Origin of the sequence: Psychrobacter immobilis, assembly GCF_904846185.1 — a bacterium.
Lineage (GTDB): Bacteria > Pseudomonadota > Gammaproteobacteria > Pseudomonadales > Moraxellaceae > Psychrobacter > Psychrobacter immobilis_B.
On sequence record NZ_CAJGZQ010000014.1, the window covers coordinates 42430 to 60395 of the forward strand.

A 17966-nucleotide genomic window follows, 5' to 3' on the forward strand; every position below is an offset into this window, starting at 1 on the left:
ACCAATAAAAATCATAACAACACTGATTAGGAGTTTTTTATGGGTAAGATACCTTCGTCCATCAATCCCAAATCCCTCACGCCACAAGAGCGTCAGGAACTTAGCTCACCTGAGCAACACAGTTTTATCGAACGTATGGATAAAGAGGTTTTTAATGATCAGTTGCGTCGTAAGATGCACGAAGACCTCATCGATACTTATGATGAAGAGCTAGAAAACGAGATAGATGATTATGTGCGTGACTTTCGTTTTGATGGGCGCGAAATGAGTGAGCAAGAAAGACTTGATCGTCGTATGTACTTTCAAGAGTTGGTAAGGCTACAGCGCGAGCTTATTAAGTTGCAAGACTGGGTCGTTGATCGTGGTGAGCGTATCGTCGTCATATTTGAGGGTCGTGACTCAGCGGGTAAAGGTGGCGCTATCAAGCGTATCACGCAGCGCTTAAACCCTCGTGTGTGTCGAGTGGCTGCCCTACCTGCACCGACGGAACGTGAGCAATCACAATGGTATTTTCAGCGTTATGTCGCCCACTTGCCTGCTGCTGGTGAAATTGTTCTGTTTGACCGCAGTTGGTATAACCGTGTGGGAGTTGAGCGTGTGATGGGTTTTTGTACCGATGCACAGTATGAAGAATTTTTTCAGTCGGTGCCTGAGTTTGAACGTATGCTAGTACGCTCAGGTATTCGCTTGGTGAAGTATTGGTTTTCGATCACTGATGATGAGCAGCATTCACGCTTTATGAGCCGTATTCATGACCCACTCAAGCAATGGAAGCTCTCAGCCATGGACTTACAGTCACGCCGCCGTTGGGAAGACTATACCAAGGCTAAAGAAACCATGTTTGAGCGAACGCATATTCCTGAAGCACCTTGGTGGGTGGTTGAAGGTAACAATAAAAAACGCGCAAGGCTAAACTGTATTGCTCATCTACTTGAACAAATTCCTTATAAGGAAGTGCCACGTGATGAAGTAGAATTACCCGATCGTAAACGTGATGACGAATACTACCGTGAGCCTATTCCAGATGATATGTATGTGCCACCGCGCTATTAAAAGATATGGTGGCTTTACTTAGGCTGTGTCCTCAATCCAATCGATTGTCCTTTAAATGGGCTAACAATGGCTAAATTTTGCCAAGGATAGTCAAACAGCTTATTGATATCTCGATATTATTTGCATTACCTTTATTGTTTGACGGCAATTTTTATCACCATTTTTAACATGAAGACACGCCCCAGTCTTATACTCATAAAAAAAAGCCGCCTTATCGATATATAAGGTGGCTTTTTTTATACTGTTTATTTAATAATAGTCGTCTAACACTCATCAAAACCATTACAAGTACAATAAATAATTACATGGTATACGTGGACTGCAAACCATCTATTTTACCCGCCAATAATCGCTCAACTTCGTTTTTGATTCTTTGACCTGCAATATCAGTTCCAATCTGTACCGCAAAACCTGCCGGTCGACCACCTTGAGTTTTGGCGTTAATCCAAACCACTTTGCCATTCATAGGCAAACGCTCGCTAGAATTGGGTAAAGTGATGGCGATAAATACCTCGTTACCTAGCTGCTGAGCGTCATTGGATGGCACAAATAATGCGCCATTACTGACAAAGGACAAGTAGCTGGCATATAACATTTCGATATTTTCAATGTGGCAGGTTAATATCCCGCCGCGTCCTGGCATGGCCATAGTCAGCTTCCTTCATTAAGTTTGGTATTTTTATTTGCTATCGAGGCAGATTTTCTTATAAACAAGCCAATTCTTGCATTAGCTTATCATAGGCAAATTTTTCTTGCACATTTTGTTGCAGAGCGATTTTTGTCTGCTGTAAGCTATTAGAAAAAAGTGCTAGGCCATTATTATCAGGTGGATACTGTTCTAAGGCAGCGGATAGATTGACGTCTTTTTGAAGCTCATTAAGCCCTAAGCAAACACGGCGCATATCAAGTAGCATCAGCTCAGACAGCTGAATAAATTCTGTGATACTCAGTTGGTTTTGCCAATAGTCACTGGCTGCCACACTACTACGTTTACCGCTCCGCAATGCCTGCCACGTCGTCAACCATAGTGCACGTTTGCTATACCATGGCGCTTGTGCCATGGCTATCGCTGCCAAAGGTGCGCCATTTGCCAATTGGATAAGCTGCTCAATCGCAGCCGTACCGACCGCTTCACGATTGACCGTAGAGCCAAGTGCCTGTGTCACATAGTCAACGGCGATCACAGGCTGAATGGTCTGTAATGGCAACTGCTGCACCCGACTTTTAATGGTGGGCAGTAATTGTGCTGGAGTATCGCTGATCAAAAATAAATGGACTTGAGCTTGTGGTTCTTCCAAGGTTTTGAGTAGCGCGTTGGCCGCGGCAATCGTCATTTGCTCTGCATGGTCTAACACACAGATACGCATTCCTTGACCACCTTGGTAGATAAAAGGCTGCAAGTTACGGATATCATCCACTTTAATCTTAAGAGCACTATTATTAGCTGTTTTGGATGATTTTTTATCCTTTGCAGCGTTACTTAATTTCTCTTTATTATCAGCATTGTCTGCACTGATTGGCATACTGATCAGTGGCAATACCTGTAAGCTTGGATGCGTGCCAGATCTTAGCCATTGGCAACTTTCGCACGCGCCGCAAGCCCCTGTGGGATGGCTATCACGCTCACGGCATAACAACCAAGCGACCAAACGCCATACAAAAGCCCGCTTGCCCATACCTTGCATACCAGCAGCTAATAGTGCATGTGGCAAATTTTGCTGTGATGTCAAAACTCGCTTGGTCAATTGCGACCACAGATTTTGCTGCCATGGCAATAACGCGGCGAAATAAATGTGGTCTGTAGTATCCATTGTGCCTGTATTTTGCGTCTTATCACTCATAGCTAACGTCCTATCACTTCGCTTGATTATTCAGGATATAGCGTATTTATGACGCTTTAGATAAAATATTTTTTCTTAGGCTATTTATCCAATGGGATTCTGAAATTCAGTCAAGCTCATGGCGTTTAAGCGGTCTAAATCTTCTTGGGTATCGACCCCTGCAGGTAGATGACAAGCGGCAACTGCAATAGCAATCTGCGCTCCATTTTCTAAAACGCGTAACTGCTCTAGGCTTTCAAGTGTCTCAAGTGGCGTTTGCGGCCAGTGCACAAACTGCTGTAATAAACGGACGCGATAAGCATATAACCCTAAATGACGATAAGCATTTTTTGGTGGGTTTCTATGATTATCATCGGACAATATGACATCACGATCACAAGGAATGGGTGCTCGGCTAAAATAAAGCGCACGTTGCAAGTCATTAGCGTGTTGACTGACAACCTTGACCACTGATGGACGCATAAAGGTCTCATAGTCGTCGATAGGCTCACACAAAGTCGCCATCACGCTATCACTGTCTGCGACCAAAAGCGCCTTTACCTGCTCCAATAATAACGGTGGCACTAACGGTTCATCGCCTTGCATGTTGACCACGATATCATGGTCAGCCCACCCTTTGATGGCGGCAACTTCTGCCAAACGGTCAGTGCCTGAAGCATGCTCGCTACTGGTCATCACCACATCAAACCCTGCATCCATGCATATCTTGGCGATATCATCATCATCCGTGGCAATACACATATCATCAGCGAAGTGCGCTGTTTGCGCCTTTTCAGCAACCCAAAGAATCATCGGCTTACCATGTATCTCTAGTAATGGTTTGCCGGGCAGCCGCGTGCTCTTAAAACGAGCAGGGATAACAATATGAGTTTTGGCGGGCATAATCACTGACGACATGGGGTTTCCTATAGCAATTTTTATACGGTTTAAAGCATCATCTATTATTTGCTTTGGTATTATTATTGGCACTGTTATTGGTATTGTCATTGTTTGCGATATCAATACCTAGCTTTTTTAGCTGTTGCTGCAGATTATCATAACAGCTATCAGAGAGTTCGGCGGTTACTGGCAGCACCCATAGTCTGTTTATCAGCGTTTGATACTCATTATTCAGCGCTTTATCAGTAGTGGCTTTCGATAGCAACGCTCTTATTTTTACCGCATCTTTACTGGTGACTACGATTGGATATTCGGTATACTGCAATAATTCCGCCAACTCAAAATCATGATGATCAGGATAAGGATGTCCAACGACATCGAAGCCTAGCGAACTTAAAGTATCAAAAAACCGCTGCGGATAACCAATACCGCTCACCGCATGCACTCTACAACCCTTTTTAGGCGCATCAATTTGAGAATAGGATAAAGTAGGTTGCCATAAGAGTTGCAGAGCATTCGCCTCTAAGTGCATTGTCAAACGATGGGCTCGGTACAGATTGCTATTATCTTTGTTATTGTCCACTGAATCTGTTGTTAGTGGTTCATGGTAGATGACAGTTGCACCTTGCAACCGCGACATGGGTTCACGTAAAAACCCTGTTGGCAGGAGTTGCTGATTACCAAAGCCCCGTGCTGAATCGACCACAATCCATTCAATGTCACGTTGCAGTGCATAATGCTGCAAGCCATCGTCGGCAATAATGAATTGCAAGTCAGGATGGGCAGCTAACAAGGTCATAATCGCTTGCTTACGATCAGGACATACTGCCATGGGTGCATTTGTCATATTGACAATCAAACAAGGCTCATCCCCTACCACGTTGGGCAAACTGGCGGCATCGACCAAAGCGGGCATTTGACTGGTGTCGCCACCGTAACCACGGCTGATAACCCCTACCTTTATTCCTCGTTCTTGTAGATAATCAACCAAGGCAATAATCAATGGTGTTTTGCCACTACCGCCCACGCTAATATTGCCGATCACCATAACGGGAACAGGCGCACGATAACTTGCTAACAGCCCAGCTTTATAAGCTTGACGACGCAGCGTGGTGATAAGTCCGTACAACCAACTAATAGGTAGCAATAGCCATAGCCAAGCGGCTTGACGTTGCCAGGCACGCGTCACTGTCGTTTCAATACTCATGATAATTTGACCACTTACCTATTCAGCTAAACTTTAACTTAGCACGATTTGAACGTCAAAGCTGCTCAAAGAATAGTCCGATAATTTTATTCAAAGTCGCGTTCATACATTTGCGCATAATGACCTTGCAATTGCATAAGCTCATCGTGCGTGCCTAACTCGACGATTTGACCGCTGTCTAACACGGCGATACGATCGGCTGATTCAATGGTGGTCAGTCGATGTGCAATGACTAATGTGGTACGATCTTTCATCACATTATCAAGCGCTTGCTGAATGTAATACTCTGATTCATTGTCTAACGCACTGGTTGCTTCATCTAAAATTAAAATCGGCGCATCTTTTAATAGCGCACGAGCAATCGATAAGCGCTGACGCTGCCCGCCAGACAGCTGCAGACCTTCAGCACCGATTTCACTTTGATAGCCGTTTGGCATTTTCATAATAAAATCATGAGCAAAGGCATCTTTTGCGGCACGCTCAACCTCAGCCTGGGTTTTATTGGCTAAGCCACCATAAGCAATATTGTTAAATACCGTGGTATTGAACAGGACTACTTGTTGATTGACCATCGCAATCTGCGCCCGTAAGCTCTCAAGCTTAATGTCTTCAATCGGTATACCATCCAAGGTAATTTGCCCAGAAGAGGTCGATAAGGTGCGCGTCAATAAATTTACTAAAGATGACTTACCAGCACCACTTCGCCCTACCAATGCAACCGTCTCACCCGCTCTTACATCTAACGTAAAGTCACGCAAAGCAACCGTTGAGTCAGGATAAATCAGGCTGACATTGTCCAGCTTGATTTCGCCCGTCAAAGCAGGGCTAAGCACACCAATATCTGTTTCTTCTGGCTCATCTAACAAGGCAAAAATCGACTCACCTGCCGCGATACCTTTTTGTAGTTTTTGATTGATGTCAGTCAATGAGCGTACCGGCTTGCTGAGCAAACCTGCAGCCGCGATATATGAGATAAACTCACCCGCTGAGATATTGTCTATCACCGATGGGCGTAGTGCGAGCCACACCACAACTGACATGGCGACAGCCATTAGCAGCTGTACTGCTGGCGTATTGATACTGTTGGTCACCACGACCTTCATGCCTTGGCGTAAGTTCTTTTTTGATGTTTTATCGAAGCGTGCGGCTTCGTATGCTTGACCGCCATAGTTTTTGACAACCTGATAGCCACCAATCACTTCATTGGTAATATGGCTGACATCACCCATCGTCTCCTGAATACCTTTGGACAATTTTAGATAACGCTTTGAGGCGATGCGAATAAGCCACAATATTGGCGGTAGCACAACGAATAAAATCAACGTCAAACGCCAATTGCTATAAAGCAAGAAACCTATCAAAGCGACGACTGTCAGACCATCCCGCAGTAGCGTCTTCATAGAGTCTGTACTAGCTGCGGTGACTTGCTCAACATCAAATATCAGCTTGGATGAAATGGTACCAGCAGGATTGGCTAAGTAAAAAGAGCTTGGCAGACGAAGCAATTTATTAAAGACTTCCACTCGCAGCTCATATACCAAATTACGTGAGACCAGAGCAGAATAATAATTACCCAAAAAGCTACCAACACCGCGGACAAAAAACAGACCAATGATCAATAATGGAAATAAATCCTGTTTGCTTTGATCGTTCTGATTAATGGCATCGGTGATGTATTGAAGTAATTTGGCAATCCAAATCTCTGTCGCCGCATTAATCGCAAAGCCCAACACAGTAAGCATTAATGCCCACCAGTATGGTTTTAGATAACTCAGCAAACGCAGCAAGGTCTTATGCTTAGGTATGTTTGACGGCTCTGCTGATAGTTTTTTAGCAGCAGTTTTTGCAGAGTAAGGTTGATATGCTTGGCTCATAAAAGCCTCAATTTAGGGGTCATAACATGAATGGACTGCGTTAAAATCACAGTTTTATAAGAACATCTATCAATGGCACTAAAGTAACTATAGGTTACTGCGGTAACGGCTGACCAAGTGGCACGACCGTACTGATATTAAGATTCAAAAATCCCAGTTTACCCGCAATGTCCATCACTCGTACAACCGATTGGTGGGTGGCATTGGCATCCGCAGCAATAACAAATAGCATTTCACGATTACCGCCAGCTTCTTGTTGTAGCATACTGGTCAACTCTGCCTCATTACTACTGGCAAGTGTAATACCGTTCACCAGATAACTGCCATCTTCTTGTACCGCCACTTCGATACTGTTTTTCTCTTCTGTCAGCGCGACACCTTCAGCTTCAGGAAGAATAATATTTAAACGACTAAAATGATTAAACGACGTTGCTAACAGCAAAAAAACAATCAAAAATAACAAGCAATCAATCATCGGGGTCAAGTTAATTTCGAGCGGCTCAACAGTTGGTTTTCTAAAGCGCATATCACTCTCTTTAATTTACTGGATACTCATGTGCTTGATAGATTATTATAGCGTGCTGAACAGTCACAAATACTAAGAAATAAATGCTAAGAAGTGACGGCAACACCATTATTTGAGCTTAATCCATCCACTGCATACTCGTGATCTACAACGTCAGCCGGTGGCGCACGATGTGCAGGCACATTCAAGCCAGCAGTAGACGTATTTTCCAGCAAATGATAATCATACAACTCTTGAATCATGAGCCCCGCTTGCGTCTCAAACTGGGCATTAATATCGATAATACGGCGCTGAAAATAACGATAGGCAACCAGTGCTGGAATAGCCACGATCATACCAGCAGCAGTCGTAATCAACGCTTGTGACACACCAGCAGCAAGCATCGTTGGGTCTTGCATCGCCCCATCGGTAATCGCCAAAAACGACGAAATAATGCCTAACACCGTGCCTAACAAACCGAGTAGTGGCGCAATCGCTCCTATGGTCCCAAGCATATTGATGTTTTTTTCTAACTGATGCACTTGTACGCTAGCGCGGTTTTGCATATGCATCGTCATCGAGTCTAAGCCATATTGACGATACAGTAGCCCTGTCGCTAAAATATCTCCCAAAGGTGTTTTTTCTTTGACATTCATCAACTGTGTACGACCAATATCCCCATTCTCACGTAAGCGCGTGATTAGCTGTTCGCGCAATCTACTCGGAGCAACTTTATTAAACTGTAAGGTATGACTACGCTCGATGATGATAACCAATGCCAATATTGAGCACACCACGATAGGTGTCATCAACCAACCACCCGCTTTTACCAACTCCCACATATTGACTCTCTTTTATATTTTTATAAAAATAGCGGTTATCAAAATATCTTAAATTTACAGCATCATGACAAACTCGTTAGCGATATCAAGCCTGTGCTTCTATGTGCTTAATCAAAGCTGCTAACTGATCTTGGTTATGGAAAAATATCTCAACACTACCTTGACCATCTTTTTTGTGTTTGAGTTTGACTTCAGCCCCTAACATATCTGTCAGTCTTTGCGTCAAGCGCTCAACCTCACGAGATTGCGTTTGCTCAGCACGATTGGCTTTAGGCGCAGGCTGCAAGATCGATTTAACCAACTTTTCAGCGTCGCGTACCGTCATACCGCCGTCGATAATTTTTTGCGCGATAATCGGCTGCTGCTCAGAGGATAATGCCAAGAGCGTGCGCGCATGACCCATATCTAGGGCGCTATTTGCCAAATGATCTTTGACCGTATCATGCAGCTGATTGAGGCGCAGCAGGTTTGATACGGTGGTGCGCGCCTTGCCAACGACTTCGGCAATCATCGCATGACTCATACCAAATTCAGTATGAAAACGTTGTAATGCGGCGGCCTGCTCAATCACAGACAAGTCTTCACGCTGGATATTTTCAATCAAGGCCAGTGCGATGGCAAGCTCATCCGATAAAGCACGTTCAATCGCTGGAATGACAGATTTACCTGCCATTTTTGCCGCTCGCCAGCGGCGCTCGCCAGCAATGATCTCATGGGTAACGAATGCTTCACTCTTGTCTTCATTAGCTAACAACGGACGGATAACGATCGGTTGCATGACACCGTGCTGCTCAATCGAAGACGCCAGCTCTGCAAGCGCTGTTTCACTCATATCACGGCGTGGCTGATACTTACCCGCTTGCAAACGCGTGACATCTATTTGCACCAAGCTGATCTGGTCTTCAGAGGCAATGGCATCTGTTCCATTAACACGACTTTTATTAGCCGTACCTTTGTTTATCGTGCGCGGCGACCGTGTGGTTCGACTGCTGGCAGTGGTGTCAGAGGCAATAGGTTTGGTCGTTGGTTTTTCACTGGTCTCATTACTATCAGATTTAGCAGGTGTGCTAATATTTAATCTATCAGCGTTAAGCGTTTCAGCTGGCAAAGTACTCTCACGCGCCGCCATGTCGTCTTGCAAGGCAGAGGCGGTGATTTGCTTTTCTTTTTTGATTGACCCCAATAAGGCATCTAAGCCTCGATTGGCAGCCAACCCTCTTTTCTTCGCCATGATTACCTATCCTCTAACGCTAAAATAAAAGCCAAATAATTATTAATACAGCTTACTCATTACTCATAAATACAATATTCAATGTTCAATATCTGTTTGCACGCTTTTTCTTGCAGTCTATCATTGGTGCTAAAAAACATGCATACATGCATGCATATTAGTCACTTTGTTTCATGACTTCAGCCGCCAATTTTTGATAAGCGCGCGCACCTTTTGACCATCTCTCATAAGCGATAACTGGCAAACCATGTGCTGGCGCTTCTGCCAAGCGAATATTTCTTGGAATATGAGTTTTATACATAATATCGCCAAAGTGTGCTTCCAGCTCGGCAGACACGTCGCGAGCTAGTGTATTGCGTGCATCAAACAATGTTCTCACCACGCCGCGGATATATAGCTTTGGATTCAATTCCGTCAAGCGCTCAATCGTCTGCGACAAATCAGCCAAGCCTTCTAGTGCATAGTATTCACACTGCATCGGAATAATGACGCTGTCTGTAGCAACTAACGCATTAATCGTCAGTAAATTCAAGCTGGGTGCACAGTCTATAACCACATAATCGTAAGCAGGTTTGTTAGCAGCTAGCTGATCATTGACCAATGCCACCATTGCTGTCTTAAACAGCTCATGACTATTGGTCTTGTTCATTAGGGTGATATCCATGCCTGCCAAATCACGATTGGCACCGATCACATCAAACCCCGCCGGACTGGTAACAATAGCATCAGACAGCGACACCCCATCCAATAATACGTCAGCGATAGTTAGCCCAAGCTCGTTTTTATCAACACCCGTACCACTGGTCGCATTACCCTGTGGGTCTAAGTCAATCAGCAGTACATGCTTGCGCTTCGCAGCCAAGCTGGCGGTCAAATTTACTGCCGTCGTGGTTTTGCCCACGCCGCCTTTTTGATTCGCAATTGCTATGATTTCCATACACTCACTCAATTTAATTAGGGTCTATTACTGTTATTTTACTTTTGGCTTACACAATCAATTTTTCGCTAAACTTTGCATAGCATCATACTCATAAGCGTAAATAATATGAGTATCTCTATATAATTAGCGCGATTTGCATCACTATATTTTGAATATTATGCCATTCAAATATCCACAAAATCATGTGATACCGACACGTATCACTTAAAAGGTGTTCATAGCTTAGACATTTTTATAGGACAATTCAATTAAATGACGACTATCATGTAAACGAGGCACTTTAAGCTTAATTGTCTTAATATGCCAGTCATTGTCTAGTGCTTGTAGCTCTTCATCGCTTGGCGCTTTGCCTTTCATCGCGCATAGGTAACCATTATCTGCTAAGCGCGGCTGAGCCACTTCGACAAAATCGATCAAACTGGCAAAGGCTCTAGAAGTCACAACGTCATAGCTGGCCTCATGCGCCTCGATACGAGAAGCAATTGGCTGCATATTATTCAAGCCAAGCTCGCTGCTGATTTGCTTAATAAAGCGAATTTTTTTCTGATTACTATCAAGTGCGGTGCATTGACGCTCTGGCTGACAAATCGCAATAATAACCGCTGGCATCCCTGCTCCTGTGCCAATATCTAACAGTGACCCTGACGGTAAATGCGTTATAATAGCCAAACAATCAATTATATGTTTGATTAAAGCCTCTTCTGGATCAGTGATGGCGGTCAGATTATACGCTTTATTCCACAACAAAAGCTGGTCTAAGTACAATAATAATGTGCGCTGCTGCGTCTCACTCAAGGATAACTTAAGCTCATTGATCGCTTGTGCCAAGGTATTCGCCAGCGCTGGCAACTGTGCGCCAAGCTTTACAAAGCCAGTCGGATCAATACGGATATTGCCCGTGTTAGCAGAGGATGAAGATGTTTTAGTAAAGTCTGACATACAACGAGTTATCCAGTTTTGACATGTGAACCGTCTATTTTATCATGCAGTCTGCCCATTGAATAGTTGCAGATTGCGCCAATGTGAGACATCTTATACTATCTGAGCCTATATTGAGGCGTTATTGTTCTTTAATCGCTTTAAATGGATGATGAATGATTGCTTATATAGGCGTTTTTAACAGAGCCTGCTAATGATACAAAACTGCTTTTAATGATTTATTCAAAACACCGTTTTATCTTGTAAGATGTTTTTATGAACGATGCAAATTAACTAGAAAAAACCAAGTATTAGCACTCATTAGTAAACTTAATAGCACTTAATAACCACGCCACTTTCCACAAACGATATAATTTATACCTATGACCAAACAGCCACACATCCCTACCTCTCAATTATCAAGAGACGCTAATAAAAAAGACGCTAATAATATGGCAACACCCATCATTGAATTAAAAAGCACCCAACCAGCAACAGCGAATGCACCGCATCCATGCTTTATTGATATCAAGCAGCGCTGCCTTGTCACCGCTGAGCAACTAAAACGCTATAGCGATCCTGATGAATTGCCCTCGGATACTCGCACGGCACCAGATCTAGACGTTGGCTTTGGTCAGCAGCGTGCACTAAAAGCCTTACAAACAGCTTTGGATATCAAAGCCAGTGGCTATCATGTGTTTGCTGCTGGTGAAAATGGCTTGGGCAAACGCACCGTCATCAGCCGCTTGCTAACGCGTATTGCCGCCGATGCACCCACACCTGACGACTGGGTATATGTGCATAATTTCACCGATCCACGTACCCCTTTAGCGCTGCGACTACCTGCGGGGCAAGCCTCCTTATTGCAGCAGCAAGTCAATCAATTATGGCAACAAGCCAAAAAACGATTGAGCCAACGCTTTCGTAGTGATCAATATCAAAGCAAAATCGAAGCCATCAAAAATGACACGCATCAAAAAGAAAGTCAGGCTTATGATGTGCTCAATGCGGAAGGCAAACAATATGATTTGGCGTTGACGTTTCGCGCATTTGATAATAAAGCGGTGTTTGTACATCCCAGTCAACTCGCGACAGAAACTAGTGGTGGTGATGATAAATTATCTGCTAGCCATAAAAATAAATCCGTGAGCGATAATAGTAGCAAAGCGAGCATTTCTAACACCGAGTATAACGATCCTACGAATGCAGAGCAGAATGAAAGCAATACTGAATACGGCAATAGTGAATACGAAGCTGAGTTAAATAACTTTGTTCAAAAAAACCATATGCAAAAACGCTTAAGTCAGTTGACCATCGCGTTAGAGCAGTTAGAGGACGAAGCCAATGATGCGATAGAAGCCCTGCATCGCAATATTGCACGTCGTGCACTGCAACCGTTATTTGCCCCTGTTTATGAGCAATTTGCCAGTCACCCATTGGTCATTGATTATCTCAAGACCGTATTTGCCGACATGGTTACGCATGTCGAGCGCATCGTCAATGGCGATGACGAAGAGTTTGTAACGGCAGTTTTGGCCACAACCCCAAGTCGCTATGCGGTCAACGTCATTGTCAGCCACACGCCGGACGACGGTGCACCCGTCATCTTTGAGGACTTGCCAACGCATTTGAACTTATTGGGTCATGTCGAGCAAATCACCCAATTGGGCACGGTCACCACTGATGTCAGTATGATTCGAGCAGGTGCTCTGCACCGTGCCAATGGTGGTTATTTACTATTAGAAGCGAGTCACTTACTTGAGCATCCGTATGCTTGGCAGGGTCTCAAGCGCGCGCTACAATCACGCAAAATCAAACTCTCAAGCCTTGAACAAATGCTGACCTTAACAGGCAGCTTATCGTTAGCACCTGCCCCCATTGACCTTGATGTTAAAGTGATTTTGCTTGGTGAAGCAGACTTATATTATGAGCTGTTAGAGCTTGAGCCTGAGTTTGATGCGGTCTTTAAAGTACGTGCGGATTTTCACGATGATGTGCCTCGCAGCAGTGAGCACGAATTGGCGTTAGTCGCAAAAATGGCTGACATCATTGACTATGCCAATCTCTATCCGTTTGATCGTAGCGCGCAAGCTGCCCTACTTGAGCATTTAAGCTTACAAGCAGAAGACCAAGACCGCTTAAGCTTGCACAGTGATTTATTAATCAAGCTATTGCATGAGTCTAACCGCCACGCGCATTTAAGCGGAAAAAACATTGTTAATGCCTATCATGTCACACAAGCCATCGATGATATGGACGAGCGTTCAGGATACCTGCGTGACCTCTATTGGGATGAGCTAAAAAACGGTCAGCAGCTTATTCAAACTCAAGGCAGCGCGGTCGGACAAGTCAATGCGCTGACAGTGGTCAGTTATGCCGATAGCGAGTTTGGTATGCCCGCCCGCCTGACTGCCGTCATTCAACCAAATATTGGTACGGGTGAAATTCTCGATATCGAGCGTGACGTGGATTTGGGCGGTAGTTTACACGCCAAAGGCATGCTGATTATGACCAGCTATTTGCGCGCCTTATTTAGCCAACATCATGCGCTCAACTTTAGTGCTTCACTCGCTTTTGAACAAAGCTACGCCCATATCGATGGTGACAGCGCCACCGTCAGCGAAGGCTGTGCGCTGCTATCTGCCTTAGCAAACGTCCCGATTGATCAATCATTTGCCATTACTGGCTCTATGAACCAATTGGGTGAAGTGCAAGCGGTTGGTGGCATCAATTCTAAAATCGCCGGATTCTTTGATGCATGCCGCGAGCAAGAATTGACTGGGCAGCAAGGCGTGGTCATTCCAATGGCCAATGTCAAACAGCTCATGCTGCGTGACGACATCATTGCTGCCGTCAAAGCGAACGAATTTCATATTTATGGTGTCTATACACTGAGCGAAGCATTGACGCTGATGACTGGTTTACCTATCGACACCATGAACAAAAAAGGTCGCTATCGTAAAGACACGTTGTTTGGTAAAGTCTTAAGTCGTCTGATGTTATGGGATGAAAATCAAGATAACAATGACGATGGTATGGATGATAAAAAGTCCAAAAAGAAAGATAAAAAAAAGCAGAAAGCAAAGCGTCAAAAAAAACGGGGCAAGCAAAAAAAAGAAAAATGTAAAGACAAGGCGGAGCACAACGAAGTCAGTATAAATGAGGATCAAGGCATCGACAAAAGCATCAATCAAGGTATCGATAACAATGACACTAAAACACCCATTGATGCCATATAAGCTGATTTATAGTGGAATTTAGCTGTATCAAAACCAATCAATAAGTCAGTGTGCTAATTGAAGACATGCCCTAGACGCTACGATGCTTTTCTGCGATGATGAATGGTTAATACTCCGCTAAGCTATACAAAAGCCAACTCGTAATTTCATAAAGGTTATCGCTCAATGACTGTACATTCTACTGACGCCGACCACTCCCATGCTCAAACGAGCTCTGTTGAGCAAGCTAATACTGTAGCGGCAGCGGACAGTCATGTCTCAGGAGATAACAACGATAATCGCCATGGCGCGGCGACGACGGCGCGCCAGTGGCAAGTACTATCGCAACTACAGCGCAACCGCTGGGTGGGCACAACCCATATCTACGAGCAGCTGATGATGGCAGGCTTTGACATCAGCTTGCGCACTGTTCAACGCGACTTAAATGCGCTGGCAAAACGCTTTCCCATAGAAAAAAACAACGCCAACCCACAAGGCTGGCGCTGGCGTGATGATGCACCACTACAAAGCTTACCGCACATGAATCTATCGCAAGCAGTCGCCTTTAACATGGTTGAAGCCAATCTAACTCAGCTACTACCACCTGTTATTTTAGATGAATTATTTCCATGGTTTGACTTGGCAAGGCGGCAGCTAAAAAACAGTAAAGTCACCCATTCATGGATCGACAGAGTGCGTATCGAGCCTGCCACTCAGCCACTAATCGCGCCGCATATTGACTTGGATAGCAAAGACAATATTTACCATGCGCTATTTTATCAATTACAAATCAAAGCCTGCTATACCCGCAGTAATAAATCACAGGCCAGTGAATATCTTTTAAATCCCATCGCTATTATCCAGCGCGGTGTGATTATTTATCTGCTGGCAACTCGTATTGATGATCCAAACTTTACCATTCGTACCTTTGCCCTACATCGATTTGCTAGCGTTGACATTCTCGAAAGCGCCGCACAAACACCTGAGAGTTTCCAACTCGATAATTATTTGGATGCAGGTGGTATGGGCTTTAGCCACCCCTTATTCGGTGATCTGCCTAATCATGGCAAAAACACCGCTATTGAGCTACAATTCACCAAACAAGCGGGCAAAAGCCTGACTGAGAGCAAGCTCAGTGACGATCAAACTGTTACGTTGGATGATGATACGCTGACCATTCAAGCCACTGTCAACCTAACTTCGCAACTGGTTTGGTGGTTACGTGGTTTTGGCAATGGTTTATTGAATGCCAAACCAGAATTGTTACATCAAGCCGTATTGGATAAGTTTTTTGATCATAAATAACAACTGCGAGTAATGACGCTAAAATTTAACCGTATTCAGACGATTACCACTATTTAAAAATGAAGAACGAAAGTAGATAAGGAATGTTATGCCGACCACTGCCTCATTGCCATTACTGTCAGACAGTTTAAGAGGACTGGGCTTAGACGCGGGAACCTTATTTTTTGCGCTAAACTATGAATTTACCAAGATTGAGCCAAAAGGCATGTTTAAGCGCTTTAAAAAAAACCGGAGCGCTATTGATATTGATTTGGCTTGCGTACTATATGACAACAATTGCACCATCAGTGATATCGTTTGGTTCAAACAATTGCGCGATAAAGCGGAATCAGTGAAACATCAAGGCGACAGTCTCAATGGCAAAGATCGCGGCGAACAAGCGATGTATTTGGCACCTCTTGATCAAGAGCAAATCAGGCTTTACTTAGATAAAATTCCAGCACACATCACCCACATTGCTATGATAGCCAACTCTTACCACGGTCATCCGTTTTCAAGAGTCAACAAAGGCGAGATTCATCTAAGCGATGATGAAGGCAATCGTTGTTTTGAAGTCAATCTAAAGCAACTACCACGTGATTGTACGACGCTGTGGGTGGCACATTTACGCCGAGAAGTGGATGATTGGCATCTCACGCTGCAAAATTTACCCCTTCCTGCCGAAGATTTAGCAACGGCGGCGCAGCAAGTCGCCCATGAATTGGCACGTGCGCTACCCATTCCACAAGCTATCTAAATACCGTAAAATATCCGTTTATTGCTAATAAAAAGGGTGCAACGTTCTGATAACGTTGCACCCTTTTCTTACATATCCATTTGTTTGAAACCTAAAGTAACCATTATAAAAGACTTACAGTGGCTCACCGCAATGTGGGCAAAAGTTCTTTTGTCGTTCTTCCACTTCTCTTTCGCGGCGCTCAAGCTCTTGTTCGCGTAATACCTGTAATACGATATTTTGCGCCTGCTCTTTATCCAGTCCCAGCTCACGGCGAATTTTATCGATCATCATCTGATTTTTCACCAAATCAAAATCACTGTCAATCAGCTGCGCTCGAAAGTCCTGTTCAAGCTCTTCACGGCGCTGAGCAAGCTCATTTGCCAAACCAGTCGCTAAAATACCTGCAGGTAATGCCGCCAGACCCACACCTAATATGGTAATAACCGCACCCAATATTTTACCCGCATTGGTAATCGGCGTAACATCGCCATAGCCCACCGTCGTTAGCGTCACTACCGCCCACCACATCGCTTTAGGTATCGACTCAAATTCTTCTGGCTGGGCGTGGTTTTCAACCAAGTAAATGCCACTAGAGGCCGTCACAATCATAATTATTAAAATAAAAATAACTGCTTGGAACGAGCCTTTTTCTTTGCTGATGACCACCAATAAGATGCGTAACGAAGCAAAATAGCGTGTCAGTTTGAGAATTCGGAATAAACGTAAAATACGTAAGAAGCGTAAATCAATCGTAACAAAGAAATTCAGGAAAGCTGGCGCAATGGCAACTAAATCAATCAACGCAGAAGGACTTTTCAACCACTCCCAACGCTGACGCCAAGTGGTGTCATCTGGCTTTTCCTCGGCCACACTCCACAAACGCAGCAAATACTCAATAGAAAACACCACGATAGAGAAATTTTCAAACCAGGTAAAATACTCCTGATAAGGGTAATACCAACTGTCAACCGACTCAGCAATGACCGCTGCTACATTGGTCATGATTAGAAATATTAAAAAGTAGTCAACGCAGCGGCTAAACAGCGTATCGTGCTCATCATTTTGCAGAATATCGTAAACGAAAAGACGCAAGCGCCGTATAGATTGGAATAGCATGCCGTCCCTATGCGGTGAAACACCGGTCTTATATTAGTATAATAAAGCAGTCATCACAGAATATGACATTAATGCTCGGTCACCATCAGTATTTCATAACCATCACTACTTAGCGATATAGTGCTCTCAGAGTATTACTAATGAAAGGACTGGCTTATTTAGTATGAATCATGATCGGTGATTATACTAAATTTAAATAATACATGTAGGCAAACAAAATTAGCACCAGCACAATGGCGATGATAGCGAAGCGTAAGAATCGTTCGTCAGCACGTAATTGCTCACTGATATCTTGAGCAGGCAGCAAAAATAAGTTGCA

15 protein-coding genes are annotated in these 17966 nt (G+C 44.1%); 4 read left to right on the forward strand and 11 right to left on the reverse strand.

Annotated features, from left to right (window positions below):
* Positions 1-39: 39 nt before the first annotated feature.
* A complete protein-coding gene (gene ppk2 / locus JMW94_RS09050; protein ID WP_228139068.1) occupies positions 40-1053 on the forward strand; it encodes a polyphosphate kinase 2 in 1014 nt (337 codons plus the stop codon).
* Between the two features lie 301 nt (positions 1054-1354).
* On the opposite strand, the gene JMW94_RS09055 is transcribed toward ppk2, so the two are convergent.
* The 10 genes from JMW94_RS09055 to rsmG form a co-directional block, all read right to left on the reverse strand.
* The gene (locus JMW94_RS09055; protein WP_045446052.1) at positions 1355-1702 is read right to left on the reverse strand and encodes a PilZ domain-containing protein; all 348 of its coding nucleotides are present in this window, start codon (positions 1700-1702) and stop codon (positions 1355-1357) included.
* A 55-nt stretch (positions 1703-1757) separates the two neighbouring features.
* Positions 1758-2894, reverse strand: coding sequence for a DNA polymerase III subunit delta' (locus JMW94_RS09060; protein WP_201604095.1), 1137 nt, complete (start codon positions 2892-2894; stop codon positions 1758-1760).
* A gap of 84 nt (positions 2895-2978) precedes the next feature.
* Entirely contained in the window at positions 2979-3791 is an 813-nt protein-coding gene (gene kdsB / locus JMW94_RS09065) for a 3-deoxy-manno-octulosonate cytidylyltransferase (protein WP_201604097.1), read from the reverse strand.
* Positions 3792-3828: 37 nt separating this feature from the next.
* Positions 3829-4980 carry a tetraacyldisaccharide 4'-kinase gene (gene lpxK / locus JMW94_RS09070; RefSeq protein WP_201604099.1) on the reverse strand — a complete coding sequence of 384 codons (1152 nt, stop codon included), beginning with the start codon at positions 4978-4980 and terminating at the stop codon, positions 3829-3831.
* A gap of 86 nt (positions 4981-5066) precedes the next feature.
* A complete protein-coding gene (gene msbA, locus JMW94_RS09075; protein WP_227685473.1) occupies positions 5067-6854 on the reverse strand; it encodes a lipid A export permease/ATP-binding protein MsbA in 1788 nt (595 codons plus the stop codon).
* Between the two features lie 94 nt (positions 6855-6948).
* Positions 6949-7380, reverse strand: a complete 432-nt coding sequence (locus JMW94_RS09080) for an ExbD/TolR family protein (protein ID WP_201604101.1) — start codon at positions 7378-7380, stop codon at positions 6949-6951.
* A gap of 86 nt (positions 7381-7466) precedes the next feature.
* Entirely contained in the window at positions 7467-8201 is a 735-nt protein-coding gene (locus tag JMW94_RS09085; RefSeq protein WP_201604103.1) for a MotA/TolQ/ExbB proton channel family protein, read from the reverse strand.
* An 85-nt stretch (positions 8202-8286) separates the two neighbouring features.
* Positions 8287-9432, reverse strand: coding sequence for a ParB/RepB/Spo0J family partition protein (locus tag JMW94_RS09090; protein ID WP_198330645.1), 1146 nt, complete (start codon positions 9430-9432; stop codon positions 8287-8289).
* A 157-nt stretch (positions 9433-9589) separates the two neighbouring features.
* Positions 9590-10369 carry a ParA family protein gene (locus JMW94_RS09095; protein ID WP_198330644.1) on the reverse strand — a complete coding sequence of 260 codons (780 nt, stop codon included), beginning with the start codon at positions 10367-10369 and terminating at the stop codon, positions 9590-9592.
* Positions 10370-10594: 225 nt separating this feature from the next.
* Positions 10595-11311 carry a 16S rRNA (guanine(527)-N(7))-methyltransferase RsmG gene (gene rsmG, locus JMW94_RS09100; protein ID WP_201604105.1) on the reverse strand — a complete coding sequence of 239 codons (717 nt, stop codon included), beginning with the start codon at positions 11309-11311 and terminating at the stop codon, positions 10595-10597.
* A 362-nt stretch (positions 11312-11673) separates the two neighbouring features.
* Here rsmG and JMW94_RS09105 point away from each other — a divergent pair, with 362 nt between their 5' ends.
* The 3 genes from JMW94_RS09105 (at position 11674) to JMW94_RS09115 (ending at position 16549) form a co-directional block, all read left to right on the forward strand.
* Positions 11674-14529: an ATP-binding protein gene (locus tag JMW94_RS09105; protein WP_201604107.1), complete on the forward strand. Its 2856-nt coding sequence runs from the start codon at positions 11674-11676 to the stop codon at positions 14527-14529.
* A 165-nt stretch (positions 14530-14694) separates the two neighbouring features.
* Positions 14695-15813, forward strand: coding sequence for a helix-turn-helix transcriptional regulator (locus JMW94_RS09110; protein WP_201604109.1), 1119 nt, complete (start codon positions 14695-14697; stop codon positions 15811-15813).
* 88 nt (positions 15814-15901) lie between these two features.
* The gene (locus JMW94_RS09115; RefSeq protein WP_201604111.1) at positions 15902-16549 is read left to right on the forward strand and encodes a TerD family protein; all 648 of its coding nucleotides are present in this window, start codon (positions 15902-15904) and stop codon (positions 16547-16549) included.
* Positions 16550-16663: 114 nt separating this feature from the next.
* Here the strand turns inward: JMW94_RS09115 and JMW94_RS09120 are convergent, their stop codons facing one another.
* Entirely contained in the window at positions 16664-17647 is a 984-nt protein-coding gene (locus JMW94_RS09120) for an ion transporter (RefSeq protein ID WP_087814355.1), read from the reverse strand.
* Positions 17648-17966: the final 319 nt, after the last annotated feature.

What these genes read in the sequence shown, in the direction of transcription:
- ppk2 (WP_228139068.1), top strand. Translation starts at nt 40, where the DNA reads ATGGGTAAGATACCTTCGTCCATCAATCCCAAATCCCTCACGCCACAA.
- JMW94_RS09055 (WP_045446052.1), bottom strand. Translation starts at nt 1,702, where the DNA reads ATGGCCATGCCAGGACGCGGCGGGATATTAACCTGCCACATTGAAAAT.
- JMW94_RS09060 (WP_201604095.1), bottom strand. Translation starts at nt 2,894, where the DNA reads ATGAGTGATAAGACGCAAAATACAGGCACAATGGATACTACAGACCAC.
- kdsB (WP_201604097.1), bottom strand. Translation starts at nt 3,791, where the DNA reads ATGTCGTCAGTGATTATGCCCGCCAAAACTCATATTGTTATCCCTGCT.
- lpxK (WP_201604099.1), bottom strand. Translation starts at nt 4,980, where the DNA reads ATGAGTATTGAAACGACAGTGACGCGTGCCTGGCAACGTCAAGCCGCT.
- msbA (WP_227685473.1), bottom strand. Translation starts at nt 6,854, where the DNA reads ATGAGCCAAGCATATCAACCTTACTCTGCAAAAACTGCTGCTAAAAAA.
- JMW94_RS09080 (WP_201604101.1), bottom strand. Translation starts at nt 7,380, where the DNA reads ATGCGCTTTAGAAAACCAACTGTTGAGCCGCTCGAAATTAACTTGACC.
- JMW94_RS09085 (WP_201604103.1), bottom strand. Translation starts at nt 8,201, where the DNA reads ATGTGGGAGTTGGTAAAAGCGGGTGGTTGGTTGATGACACCTATCGTG.
- JMW94_RS09090 (WP_198330645.1), bottom strand. Translation starts at nt 9,432, where the DNA reads ATGGCGAAGAAAAGAGGGTTGGCTGCCAATCGAGGCTTAGATGCCTTA.
- JMW94_RS09095 (WP_198330644.1), bottom strand. Translation starts at nt 10,369, where the DNA reads ATGGAAATCATAGCAATTGCGAATCAAAAAGGCGGCGTGGGCAAAACC.
- rsmG (WP_201604105.1), bottom strand. Translation starts at nt 11,311, where the DNA reads ATGTCAGACTTTACTAAAACATCTTCATCCTCTGCTAACACGGGCAAT.
- JMW94_RS09105 (WP_201604107.1), top strand. Translation starts at nt 11,674, where the DNA reads ATGACCAAACAGCCACACATCCCTACCTCTCAATTATCAAGAGACGCT.
- JMW94_RS09110 (WP_201604109.1), top strand. Translation starts at nt 14,695, where the DNA reads ATGACTGTACATTCTACTGACGCCGACCACTCCCATGCTCAAACGAGC.
- JMW94_RS09115 (WP_201604111.1), top strand. Translation starts at nt 15,902, where the DNA reads ATGCCGACCACTGCCTCATTGCCATTACTGTCAGACAGTTTAAGAGGA.
- JMW94_RS09120 (WP_087814355.1), bottom strand. Translation starts at nt 17,647, where the DNA reads ATGCTATTCCAATCTATACGGCGCTTGCGTCTTTTCGTTTACGATATT.